Here is a 9782-nt window from a genome sequence, read left to right as displayed (position 1 = left end):
TGTCCCGTTCCGCGCCGCTGCGCCTGGTCTACGTGCTCCCACCCCTGGACCGTCCCCAGTACCGGCCCGGGGGCAGCCGTCATCGGCAGGCCGCCGCCGCGCTCGACAGCGCCCGGCGCACCGCGCTCCGGTCCACGGCGGAGCTGGAGTCGACCGCTCCCCTCGACATAGTTGTCGACATCCGGCACGGCCACGCCGATCGGGAGCTGCTGGAACTGTCCCGGTCCGCCGATCTGATCGCTGCTCGGCGCCGCCGATATCGGCCTCTTCGCACATATGGTGCTGGGTTCGACCGCACTGCCCCACACGTCGGCCGCGACGCAGCACCGCACGCCGTGACGGACCCGGCAGCAGCTGCCGCCCGCTGTCCGAAGGTCAGCTGCCCGAAGGTCATTCGGTGCGGGCGCGCAACGCGCGAACGATCAGCACCACACACACCGCAACGGACAGCGTCGCAACGGCCGTGAGGGCCAGACGGGAGCCATCGTGCGAGGCAGGTCCCGGAGCGGGGCGCGTCCGAGTCAGCGAACGGGGCACCACCGCGGTGCCGACGGTGAGGGCGAGCGGGGCCGCGCCCGCCATCGGACTCGAACCCGAGCTCCCGACCCCCAGATGCCACAACCGGTAGTCGTCGGGAGCCGAGACAGCTTGTCCGGGGGCGAGATTCGCCCACGGTCGGCGTGGCTCGATCCGCACCACATGCGTCATGCCGTCGGGTACCGGGGGATCGTCGGGCACGGTGGGAATGACCACCTCGCCCGTCCTCGTCAGCAGGCACAGCATGGGAGTGGCCGGACCGTCGTCGACCGAGACGTCCGCGACATAGGCCGTCATCGGCCGCTCCTCCCCCACGGGCGCAAACTGTTCCTCCGTAGCGGCGCTGTTCATGGCACACCCCTGATATCGAAAAACACTCCTGTAAACGAGGATTCGGCAGACAGAGCGAATCCGACAGAGTAGTTCGGCACTCGATTCCGGCGCACCAACGCCGCGCAGGGCCGAAAGTCCCGCCCGCACCCTCGTTTCGGCCCTGCCCCACCACCGCTGCGGCGGCGGACACTCACGCCATGAGGCATAAACGAGTCGCGGACGTCATGACCCAGGACGTGATCACGGTGCCGGTGGACATGCCCTTCCACGGCATCGTTCGCACCATGGCCGAACACGGGGTCAGCGGCGTCCCGGTCATCGACGCACACCGCCGGGTGGTCGGCATCGTCACCGAGGCCGATCTGCTCGGCCGCCGAGCGGGCGTGGCACCCGTCTCCGCCTGGCAGGCCCTGCGCCGCAGACTGTTCACGCAACGCGGCACCGGACGCACGGCCGCGGACCTGATGAGCGCGCCCGTGGTAGCGGTGGACGCCGGGGCCCGGCTCACCACGGCGGCCGCCCTCATGGCCCGCCAACACGTGAAGCGCCTACCCGTACTCGGCCCCGACCGGGTGCTGCGCGGCATCGTCAGCCGCAAGGACCTGCTCAGCGTGTACCGCCGCCCCGACTCGGAACTCGCCGCGGAAGTCCGTGACGAGGTGCTGCGCCGCGCGATGTCCGTACCCCACTCCGCGGTTTCCGTCACGGTCGACCAGGGTGTGGTCACCCTGAGCGGAACGGTGGAGCGCGGCAGCATGATCGAGATCATCAGGGTGCTCACCGCCGCCGTCGACGGCGTGGTGGACGTCGTCACCGATCTCACCGCGGAGATCGACGAAACCCGACCGGAAACCACGATGGAGAGCACCGGCCCCGACGGCACCCTCACCCGTAACCCCTGACCACCGCGGTGACGGGCATCGGCACGGCCCCGCCCGCCACCGGGCGCCGTCAGCGCGACGGCACGATCACGCCGTAGTGGCCGTCGTAGCGGTGGTAGACGACGCAGCCGCGGCCGAGGTCGGGGTCGCGGTAGAAGACGAACGGCCAGCCGGTGACCTCCAGGCGGTCGATGGCGCCGGGGAGGTCGGTGACGATCGCGGGGGCCAGGCTGATCATGACCGGGGTGTTGCCGCGGGCGACGTCGTCGGGGCGGGGATCCAGCTGGGCCAGGCGGAAACCGGCGTCGTCGGCGTGGTAGAGCACGCTGTCCTGGCCGGTGCCGGATTCGACGAAGAGGTGGAAATCGTAGTCCAGCAGGTCCATCTCGGCGGCGGCCCCGTCGCAGGTTTCGGTGCCGAGGGCATAGGACTTGCGGCGCAGCACCTCTCGCTCCTCCACCGGGCGCGGGAAATAGGGCAGCGGGGTCCGCGCGGACGCGCCGTGTCGCCACTCGTGCGGCCGGGTGGGCGTCCGGCGGTGGCGCACCGCCTCCCAGTTCCGGGTCAGGCGCAGCAGCCGGGCACGCAGCCGATCCGCCAGCAGGTCCACCGCCTCCCGGGTCGACGCCGCCCGCACCTGGACCCGGACCGGGCGGCCCTGCATATTCACATTCGCCTGTGCCACCACCGCTTCCGACACCGCCGGATCTCGGTGGCCGGTGAGCCGCACCCGCGCGGCGAGTACCGGTTCGGGCGCGAACGTCAGGGCGTGCCCGACCTTCTCCCGGGCGTAGGCCGCCCCCGCGGCCGAGACGTGGTGACCGACCGACACCGTCAGCATCGACTCCGGCTCCGTTGAACGCTGCAGCAACATCGCAGAACCTCCTTGTCAGGCACTGTGCCATCGCGATCGGCACCTGCGGAGGGCCTTTGGTCACCAGGCGGCGACCCGTTCGACCATCCCCGCCGCACGGCGCGCCCCCGGCGCGACTGCTGACCGAGGACCCGCCGCGCGATTCCGATATCCCCTATCGCGATGACGTCGCGGCGGGCGAGCGTGGAGGTGCCGACGACGGAAGGCGGAGTCATGGCGCGATCGTCACATGTGGGCATTCGGGCGCGGGTCGCCCGCGCATCGCAGATCGGCCGGGTGCTGTGGAGCAGCGAAACCAGCTGGCTCGGAGACGCTTTGACGGTCCGCGAATGCGGGTCGCTGCGCTGCCGACTGCACTGCGCGGCCGGACTCGACCAGTGCCCACATCACCAGGCTCTGGAACACCCGCTGCCGGAACGCATTCGCGAAGTGCTAGAACAACTCGGTCCCACCTTCGTCAAGCTCGGGCAGATGCTGGCGCTGCGCCCCGACTACCTCCCGCTCCCCTACGCCCAGGCCCTGCAACGCCTGCACACGCACGCGGTGCCCTTCGACGCCGCCGCGGCCCGGCAGACGGTCGAACTCGAACTGCGCGCCCCGCTGCGTCGGCTCTTCCGCGACTTCGAACCCGAACCGTTCGCCGCGGCCTCCCTCTCCCAGGTCCACCGCGCCACGCTGCCAGGCGGCAGGCGGGTGGCGGTGAAGGTGCAGCGGCCCGGGGTGAACGAACTGGTCGCCCGCGACCTGGCCCTGCTGCGGTGGATGGCCGGATCCATCGAACGCCATCGCCCCGGCGCACTGGCCTTCCGCCCCACCGACGCGGTCGACGAGCTGGCCGCCTACACCACCCGGGAGCTCGACTTCCGCCGCGAGGCAATGGTTTCCGAGCAGATCCGCCGCAACAGCGCCGCCGACCACCGGTTCGTGGTGCCCGCGGTGCACCGGCAGCTCAGTACCTCGCGAGTGCTGACCACCGACCTCATCGACGGTCTGGAACCCGCACCCGCCGCGGAACTGACGGCGGCGGGCATCGATCCGGAGAAGGTGTTGGCCGCCGGGGCCAGCTGGATGGTGCGGCAGCTGTTCACCGACGGGCTGTTCCACGCCGATCCGCATCCCGGCAATATCCTGCTGCTGCCCGACAACCGCGTGTGCCTGCTCGATTTCGGCATGTTCGGCCGCCTCGACCGTGTGCAGCGCCGCCGCATGGGACTCATGCTGCTGGCCCTCATCGGTGGCGACTACGCCTCGGTCGGCACCCAACTGCTGCGCATGTCCACCCTGCGCCCCGGCGCGGATCCGCGCGGCTTCCGCGATGCCGTGGCCGATCTGGTGGAGGACTGGTATGAGGCGGAGACCGGCATGACCGCGGCCCAACTGCTGCTGCGAGATCTGGGACTCGGCGGCAGTTTCGGCATCGTCTTCCCGCGCGAACTCATGCTGCTGTGCCGATCGCTGGTCACCCTGGAGTCGACGGCGCGGGTGATCCGCCCCGATCTCGACCTGTCGACGCTGCTGCGGCCCCTGCTGCCGCAACTGCTGCTGGCGCTGCTGCCCACCCCGGCCAATCTCTGGGCCACGCTGCGCGAACAGCGCATCGACTATCTCGCCCTCGCCCTCGATATGCCCGATCTGCTCGTCGACCTCGCCGATACGCTGCGGCACCGAGGAGTGCTGGATCAGCTCACCGCCGCGGTCGCGCCTCCGCCGCCGCGTAGCTGGCTGCCCGCCGTCGCGACGCTGGCGGGCGGCGGCTGGCTGCTGCGCGGAGTGCGGCCGCATTGAGAACAGCCGCGTCGAGAACGGCAGTACCGAGAACGGCAGCACCGAGAACGGCAGCGGTGAGCACAACCGCGGTGAGAACGGCAGCGGTGAGCACAACCGCAGTGAGCACAACCGCACCGAGAACGCCCGTACGCGAACGGGATCCGCGCCGTTCGGGGACGCCGTTCGGGGACGCCGTTCGGGGACATTGGTCCCGGTCGGCGCGGGCAGGACGCCTCTCCCGAGTGCGCCGCCCACGCGCGACGCTGTTCCCATGGCAAGTCGAACACCGCGTATCGCGATTCTGTACGCAACCGCAGCGGGTTCCACCCGTGGGGTCGCCGAATTCCTCGGCGCGCACCTGTCCGCGCGCGGAGCCGCGGTCGAAGTCACCTCCGTGACGCAGGCGCCCGAGCTGGCCCATTTCGACGCCGTCGTGCTGGGCAGTGCCGTGCGCAATACGGATCTGCTGCCGACGATGCACGAGTACGCGCGCACTCATCGGGACGCGCTGGAGAGCCGCCCGACGTGGCTGTTCGCCGTGGGTCTCGCCCCGGCGCTGCGCGGTCCCGTCGGACGCTGGTTCGCCGGACAGTGGGCGGGCAAGCTGGCCTCGATCGGCACCTCGATGGGTGTCGTGGGCAGCCGCACCTTCGCCGGTCGGATGGACCGCGACGGCGTGCCGCTGTGGGTCCACCTCATCTATCTGGCGATGGGCGGCGGCCGCTACGGCGATCTGCGCGACTGGGACGACATCCGCCGCTGGGCCGACACCATCGCCGATTCCCTTCGGCTGCCGTCGATTTCCGCCAACCCGACACACCAGTGAGATGATCACCATGTACGCACGCGATATCCTCACCCGCCCGGTCGTCACCGTCGGACCGCAGGTCACCGTCCGCGCGGCGGTCGCCCTGCTCACCGGCCACGGCTTCGCCGCACTACCCGTCGTCGACGACGAGGGCCGAGTGGTGGGCATGTTCTCCGAATCCGACGCACTGGGTGTCACCTCGCATCTGGACACCGCCATCGTCGAGGCCGTCATGGCGGTACCCGCCGAGGTCGTCACGCCCGGCACCGATATCTCCGCCATCGCGTCGCGCATGCTCAGCGGGCAGTTGCGGTCCATGCCGGTGGTCGAGCACGGCCTGCTGGTCGGCATCGTCGCCCGCAGCGATCTACTGCGCGCGCTCATTCGTGACGAGACCACCGTCGAGGCGCGCGTGCGCGCCCTGCTCGACGACTACGCGGGCAGCCGCCGCGCCTGGTCCATCGAGGTCACCGACGGTCAGGTGGTCATCCGCGGACTGTTCGCCGACGCCAGCGAGCAGAGTGTGGTGGCGGCCCTGGCGCGCACCGTCGCGGGGGTGGACCGGGTGGAGTTGATCGACGACGCGGCCGTGGTCACCGATCGCTGAACCGGTCGCCGCCGACCGCACCGACCGTTCGAGGCCGCCGAGTCGCCGCCCTCGTGGCCCCGGCACACACCGGCCGAACGGTGCCGGTCGTCGGCACCAATAGTCGTCGGCCCAATAGTCGTCGGCGCCAATACTCGGTACCGAAGGACCGGGCAGCGAAAGACTATTCGGCCGACAAACCCCGATCCGGACAGTTCCCCGAGCCATCGTGAGGTGCGAGCCATCGTGGGGTGCCATCGTGAGGTGCCATCGTGCGGTCCGGGCGACTCCCGAGCCATCGTGAGGTCTGTGTGTGTGAGGTCCGTCAGCCAGCGTGAGCCCGTCAGCATGAGCCCGTCAGCATGAGGTCTGTCAGCGTGTGGTCTGTCAGCGTGTGGTCTGTCAGCGTGCGATCTGTCAGCATGCGATCTGTCAGCGTGCGATCTGTCAGTGGAAAGTCAGGGTTTCGGTCAGCGGTCGCCGCGCGGTCAGCGGCGGACGCTCCCCCTCGGCGACGCTGCCCACTCGGATCACCACCTGCGGCAGGGCCGAATGCGGCAGCAGGTCGGCGATGGCCCGGCGCGCGGCGGGCAGTTCGGTCACGTGCGTGAGGGCACAGGTCGCCAGGTCGTGCGCGGTGCACTCCAGCAGCACGGCCGAGAGCGCCTCCCCGGTGTGCAGCCAGCGCAGCAGGGTGTCGTCGTGGGAGCTCAGCACCACCAGTCGCGCGTGGTCGATGGCGGTGCGGCGCGGTGCGTGCTCGGGATGCCGGAACGACCGCGCGACGCCGACGCGGGCCTCTTCGCCCACGGTGGGCAACGCCTCCGGCGGAACGCCCGACGACATACCGGAATGCCCGGCCCACCAATCCAGTTCCGACCGGTACTGCATGTCGTAGCGGCGGGCGGCGGTGGCGTGCCGGGACAGTTCGATCAGCTGGGAGCGGGCGTTCTCGTCCAGCACGTCCAGGGCGAGATCGTGCGGGGAGGCCAGGCCGCGCAGGGTGGGCGACAGGGCGACCCACCCCTGCGGCTCGGCCAGCGGTAGCCGATCGGTGTAGCGGCGGGCCATGGCCTCCGCCCGCGCCGTCACCGCCACGGGCGGATCCGGCCAGGCGTGGAAGCGCAGCGTGGCCAGCCGCTCCGGATGTTCGGTCTCCGGGAGCCGGACCACATCGGTGTGCCAGCCGCGGGCGGCGAAGGCGAGCCGGGCGTGATGCAACTCGGCGCCGCAGCTCATCGCCCACTGGCGATGGTGCGGATCGGTGGCTGGCAGGCGGCGGTCGACATCGCCGTACAGGTGCAGATTGTGCCCGTCGAAGATCCAGCGCCAGGGCTGGGTGTTGTGGACGGACGGGGCGCGAGCGGCGAGCTCCAGCGCCGCTGTCACCGTCGACCGATCGGGAACGGTTGCCGTCGTGGGGAAATCGCTGCTGCTCATAATGGTGAGTCTGGTCGCCTCCGGGAGCGGTCGGTACCGCCCTTCCGCCCCCAGCGGTGGGTCCATGGTCACTTCACGAGATCACGACTTGCCATTGCGCGCCGCGATCATGGTGGTCACGATCGCGGTGATGGCGATGAGCAGTGCGATGAGCACCGCCGCGGTGGGCCAGTCCATTGTCTCACTCCTTTCGAGGGCGGTAGTCGGATCCGGCGAAACCCGTTGGCCGCCTACCGTTCACCATGCGCCACCGCCCCGGTCGACAGCAGGGCCGAACGGCACCGCCGCGAGTGACTTCAGCGGGCTGTGCGCATCTCCTCCGATCGGATGGGCACCTCGCCGTCGGCGCCGAAGGTGCGGCCGTGCTTGTGGGCGTTGCGTTCGAAGAGTCGGAAGAGGGGGGTGGTGGCGAAGGTGGTGACGAGGGCCATGAGGGCGAGGATGGTGTAGAGGGCGGGGGTGATGAGGCCCGCGGTGAGGCCGATATTCAGCAGAATGAGTTCCATCAGGCCGCGGGCGTTGGCGAGCGCGCCCATCGAACCGGCTTCGCGCCAGCTCATGCCCTGGTAGCGGGCGGCCAGGGTGACCGCGCCGAATTTGCCGCCGAACGAGACCACCAGTACGGCGACGGCCGTCAGCAGGACCGATGGCTCGAGGATCAGGCTCAGTTCGGTATTGAGGCCGGAGAAGATGAAGAACGCGGGTAGCAGCAGATACGACACCAGCGGTTCGGTGCGGGCGCGCACCTGATCGAGCAGGCGGCCGCGCGGCATGGCGATACCGGCGACGAACGCTCCGAACACCGAGTACACGCCGACCAGGTCGGTGAACCAGGCGCACAGCAGCACCACCGTGAGCATGACGATCAGCGGTGCGGTCGCCACGGCGTCGCCGTGCGGGTCGCGGTCCGCCCAGCCGTTGAGCGGTGCCAGCGCACGCCTGCCGACGGTCAGCATGAACACCACGAACCCCACGCCGCCGCCCACCGCGATCAGCGCACCCGCCGCATCACCCCGGGTACTGGCCACGACCGCGGCCAGCAGCACCCACGCGCAGGCGTCGTCGGAGGCGGCGCAGGCCAGCGCCATGGTGCCGATGCGCGTGCGGTGCAGCCCGGAATCGTGAATGATCCACGCCAGCATCGGAAACGCGGTGATGGCGACCGCGGCGGCCAGGAACAGCGCCGCCTGCCAGGATGCGATCTCGTCGGTGAAGTAACCGCCACGGGCGGCCAGCACCAGTCCCGTCGCCCCGCCCAGCAGCATCGGCACCGCCACCCCGGCGGTGGCGGTGGCCCCCGCCACTCGGACGTGCGCGCCGAGAATGTCGGTCTGGAAGGCCGAGCCGACCAGGAACATGTACAGCACCAGCCCGAGCTGCCCGACGACGTAGATGACGCCGAGCGACGGATGGGTCACGGTCTCGCCGCCGATGGCGATGGTGGTGGGGAACAGCCACCGCTGCGCGGCGGGCCACACCGCGCCGAGCACCGAAGGGCCGAGCAGGAATCCGGCGGCCATGATGGCGACCACCTGCACCTGTCCCAGCGGTCGGCACACCAGCCACACCAGCCGGTACACCACCAGAATGACGGCCATCTGCACGAAGAAGTGCATGGACAGCTCCAGCAGGGAGGGCATGACCGGGCTGTCCTTCACTCGAATTCGGCGGCGTCGCCGCGGGTGAGCAGTACGGTATCGGGGGCGACGCGCGTACAGCGCAGTCCCGCCCGCCGCGCCTCGGCACGCAGGGCGGCCAGGTCGTAGTCCGCCCACGGCATGGGGGTCTGCACCGTCCGCAGCACCGTGTTCCGGTGCAGCAGCCGGTAGGTCAGCGTCCACCGCGCCGGGCCGCCCGGCTGCCGCGACGGTTCGTCCTCGCTACCGCGGCTCCAGACTTCGATGTGGTTCTCCCCCACCGGAACTCGCGCGATCCGGGTCAGGGCGGGAGTGGGCGGCGCGGTCTCGTCGAGCAGTTCGACGACGGCGGGAGCTCCGGGAGCCAGCCGCTCACCGAGCGTGGTCAGCAGCCGGGTCCGATCGGCGGCGGGCAGGTGGCCGAGTACGCCGTAGACGACGGCCCCGCCCAGCCGGACCGGAAAGGCCAGCGCGCTCACCGGATCGGCCACGATGGTGACGCGATCGGTCAGTCCGCGCACCGCGATCCGGGTGGCCAGCGCGATCCGCATGGCCGCCGACGGCTCCACCGCGATGACCTTCGCGTCCGGCACCGCGTCGGCGACCGCCGCGGTGGACAGCCCGGTGCCCGCGCCGATGTCCAGGATCGGGCCCAGGTCGGGCCGGGCCCGCCGCAGCGCGGCCGCCAGCACCGGCCCCTTGCGCGCCCACAGCGGCGCCGCGACCAGGTCGTAGAACTCGGCGGTGGCGGCATAGGGGTCGATCACCGCGCGTACTCCATCAGCCAGACCGGGGTCGGTCCCGGCAGAGTGCGGGCGGACAGCCGCCGCAGCCCGGCCGCCGCCGCCAGTTCGTCGAGCTGTTCGCTGGTGCGTTCGCGCCCGCCGAACAGGACCAGCAGGCGCAGATCCATGGCGGT

The 9782-nt window shown here is 70.8% G+C and carries 10 protein-coding genes; 4 read left to right on the top strand and 6 right to left on the bottom strand.

Annotation, left to right across the window (positions count from 1 at the left end):
- Together QK444_RS25010 and QK444_RS25005 are read right to left on the bottom strand one after the other, a co-directional pair.
- On the bottom strand, nt 1–188 hold a 188-nt coding region (locus QK444_RS25010), incomplete at its 3' end, for a hypothetical protein (protein ID WP_282784257.1).
- A 202-nt stretch (nt 189–390) separates the two neighbouring features.
- Nucleotides 391–834, bottom strand: coding sequence for a hypothetical protein (locus QK444_RS25005; protein ID WP_282784255.1), 444 nt, complete (start codon nt 832–834; stop codon nt 391–393).
- Nucleotides 835–1067: 233 nt separating this feature from the next.
- Here QK444_RS25005 and QK444_RS25000 point away from each other — a divergent pair, with 233 nt between their 5' ends.
- Nucleotides 1068–1772 carry a CBS domain-containing protein gene (locus tag QK444_RS25000; RefSeq protein ID WP_282784254.1) on the top strand — a complete coding sequence of 235 codons (705 nt, stop codon included), beginning with the start codon at nt 1068–1070 and terminating at the stop codon, nt 1770–1772.
- A 49-nt stretch (nt 1773–1821) separates the two neighbouring features.
- Here the strand turns inward: QK444_RS25000 and QK444_RS24995 are convergent, their stop codons facing one another.
- A complete protein-coding gene (locus QK444_RS24995) occupies nt 1822–2625 on the bottom strand; it encodes a sigma 54 modulation/S30EA ribosomal C-terminal domain-containing protein (RefSeq protein WP_282784252.1) in 804 nt (267 codons plus the stop codon).
- A gap of 213 nt (nt 2626–2838) precedes the next feature.
- On the opposite strand from QK444_RS24995, the gene QK444_RS24990 reads away from it, so the two are divergent.
- From QK444_RS24990 to QK444_RS24980, 3 genes are all read left to right on the top strand, one after another.
- A complete protein-coding gene (locus tag QK444_RS24990; RefSeq protein WP_282784250.1) occupies nt 2839–4410 on the top strand; it encodes an AarF/UbiB family protein in 1572 nt (523 codons plus the stop codon).
- A 253-nt stretch (nt 4411–4663) separates the two neighbouring features.
- Entirely contained in the window at nt 4664–5218 is a 555-nt protein-coding gene (locus QK444_RS24985) for a flavodoxin domain-containing protein (RefSeq protein ID WP_282784248.1), read from the top strand.
- Nucleotide 5219: 1 nt separating this feature from the next.
- The gene (locus QK444_RS24980) at nt 5220–5807 is read left to right on the top strand and encodes a CBS domain-containing protein (RefSeq protein ID WP_200881348.1); all 588 of its coding nucleotides are present in this window, start codon (nt 5220–5222) and stop codon (nt 5805–5807) included.
- Between the two features lie 426 nt (nt 5808–6233).
- Here the strand turns inward: QK444_RS24980 and QK444_RS24975 are convergent, their stop codons facing one another.
- The 3 genes from QK444_RS24975 to QK444_RS24965 all read right to left on the bottom strand — a co-directional run bounded on the left by QK444_RS24975 (nt 6234) and on the right by QK444_RS24965 (nt 9630).
- The gene (locus tag QK444_RS24975) at nt 6234–7226 is read right to left on the bottom strand and encodes a hypothetical protein (protein ID WP_282784244.1); all 993 of its coding nucleotides are present in this window, start codon (nt 7224–7226) and stop codon (nt 6234–6236) included.
- A 296-nt stretch (nt 7227–7522) separates the two neighbouring features.
- A complete protein-coding gene (locus QK444_RS24970) occupies nt 7523–8866 on the bottom strand; it encodes a cation:proton antiporter (protein WP_282784242.1) in 1344 nt (447 codons plus the stop codon).
- Nucleotides 8867–8880: 14 nt separating this feature from the next.
- Complete coding sequence (locus QK444_RS24965; RefSeq protein ID WP_282784240.1) at nt 8881–9630, bottom strand: class I SAM-dependent methyltransferase; 750 nt, start codon at nt 9628–9630, stop codon at nt 8881–8883.
- Nucleotides 9631–9782: the final 152 nt, after the last annotated feature.

This window comes from Nocardia sp. CC201C (assembly GCF_030010695.1).
In the GTDB taxonomy this organism is placed as follows: domain Bacteria; phylum Actinomycetota; class Actinomycetes; order Mycobacteriales; family Mycobacteriaceae; genus Nocardia; species Nocardia otitidiscaviarum.
Note: the sequence above shows the minus strand (reverse complement) of the source record. Positions and strands in the feature narration are given on the sequence as shown.

What these genes read in the sequence shown, in the direction of transcription:
- QK444_RS25000 (WP_282784254.1), top strand. Translation starts at nt 1,068, where the DNA reads ATGAGGCATAAACGAGTCGCGGACGTCATGACCCAGGACGTGATCACG.
- QK444_RS24995 (WP_282784252.1), bottom strand. Translation starts at nt 2,625, where the DNA reads ATGTTGCTGCAGCGTTCAACGGAGCCGGAGTCGATGCTGACGGTGTCG.
- QK444_RS24975 (WP_282784244.1), bottom strand. Translation starts at nt 7,226, where the DNA reads ATGAGCAGCAGCGATTTCCCCACGACGGCAACCGTTCCCGATCGGTCG.
- QK444_RS24985 (WP_282784248.1), top strand. Translation starts at nt 4,664, where the DNA reads ATGGCAAGTCGAACACCGCGTATCGCGATTCTGTACGCAACCGCAGCG.
- QK444_RS24990 (WP_282784250.1), top strand. Translation starts at nt 2,839, where the DNA reads ATGGCGCGATCGTCACATGTGGGCATTCGGGCGCGGGTCGCCCGCGCA.
- QK444_RS24980 (WP_200881348.1), top strand. Translation starts at nt 5,220, where the DNA reads ATGATCACCATGTACGCACGCGATATCCTCACCCGCCCGGTCGTCACC.
- QK444_RS25005 (WP_282784255.1), bottom strand. Translation starts at nt 834, where the DNA reads ATGACGGCCTATGTCGCGGACGTCTCGGTCGACGACGGTCCGGCCACT.
- QK444_RS24970 (WP_282784242.1), bottom strand. Translation starts at nt 8,866, where the DNA reads ATGCCCTCCCTGCTGGAGCTGTCCATGCACTTCTTCGTGCAGATGGCC.